Source organism: Nocardia sp. NPDC004722 (assembly GCF_053601505.1).
Genome location: NZ_JBSGBY010001048.1, coordinates 1 through 1,500, shown reverse-complemented (window position 1 = coordinate 1,500; position 1,500 = coordinate 1). Strand labels below are relative to the sequence as shown.

1 pseudogene is annotated in these 1,500 nt (G+C 69.5%); it reads right to left on the bottom strand.

Going from position 1 to position 1,500, the window contains the following annotated elements:
- Positions 1–1,500 (bottom strand): annotated as a pseudogene (locus tag ACWELQ_RS45530) (phosphoenolpyruvate synthase); the annotation flags it as partial.

Sequence of the window (1,500 nt, the reverse complement as noted above, 5' to 3'; positions counted from 1 at the left end):
GTCGACGATGATCGCCGTGCCCTCGACAATGCCTGCGGCGGAAGGTGTTCCGGTCAGGACGGTGCCGGGGGCGGCCGCGTCCGCGGCGGTGACGGGCACCCAGCCCTGGGCGGCGAGTTCGGCATTGCCCAGCCGGGGGCCGACGGTGACGAAGCGGGCCGGGGCGACGAGGGTGGAGTCCTTGGCGCGCAAGGCTTTCCGCCCGGCCACCACCTCGCGCAGCACGCTGGTGTCCGCGCCCTCGTAGCAGCCGCGCAGTTCCTCGACGGTCAGCTGGAAGACATCGTCGAACTCGTCGAGCACGCCGCGCGCCACCAGGTCCCGGCCCATCACCCGGATCATGCGTTTGACCATGCCGAAGGCCCGGGTGCGGCAGAAGCGCAGCCGTTCCCGGTGCGCGGCACAGCGATTCACCTTGGCGCGCAACCGTTCGTAGACGCGCCGTCGCACCCCGTGGCCGAGGTGTTCGTCGAGGTAGGCGTCGGCTTCCCCGCCGCGATCGGCGGTGACGGTGTCACCGACGCGGCCGACGGCGCTACGCAGCATGACGAAGAGGTTGGCCGGATTCTCGCGCAGGTCCGGGGTCTCGAGCTTCAATTCGTCGAGGCTGCGGTAGCCGTAGCGGTCGAGATAGTCGTCCACGGCGGCCAGGAACTCGGCACGCCCGGCGTCGCGCAGCGCGTCGTGGATCTTCTCCGGCGCGGTCGAATTAACCAGTTCGCTCAATGCCGGATCGGCGCGCACGAGTCGCGCCAGATCGGTCATGGCGCGCGCCGGTTCCGCGGATTCCACGTCCGCGCCCGGGCCGACGACGGCGTAGAGGAACCATTCGGGGGCCTTGGGCAGGAAAAGCTTGGTGAGCAGGAACATCAGGCCGGTGGTGGTCAGCAGGATGGCGTCGAGCACCATGAGCGGACCCCAGCGTTCCACCAGGTCACGATCCACGGTGCGGTAAGAACGGTAGGCCTGCTCGCCGGTGAGGGTGCGGTAGTCGAGGGTGTCGTATTCGTCGTAGACGCGGTAGAACTCGGCGCTGAAGCGCTCCATCATGTCGTCGATGCCCAGCAGTCGTCGCACATAGACCGCCGTGGTCACCGCCCGCGACCGCAGGCGGGCCAGGGGGCTGTCGAAGACGAAGGGCCGCAACGTTTTCGCGATGTCATCGGGCAGCGGTTCGGCCACGCCGAGCGCGGCCTCGAGCACGCGGCGGTTGAGCGGATAGCCGGGCGCGATGCCGACCATGCGGTACCAGTGCAGCAGGTTGTAGTAGACGCGGCCGTGGAAGCTGCCCAGCAGCACCGGCGTCCACGCGTCGGTCTGGCGCAGCTGCCGCGGCGGCACCCGCAGGGAGGCGGCGTAGCCGCGGTACACGCGCCCGTAGATGTCGGCGGCGGTGGTGAACGTCAGCGGGGAGGTGATGCCGCTGAAGCTCTCGATAATGTTCGAGTTGTCCCAGATCCGCCGCTCGTCCACGCCGACCTGCTCGCCCGCGCCCCGCAG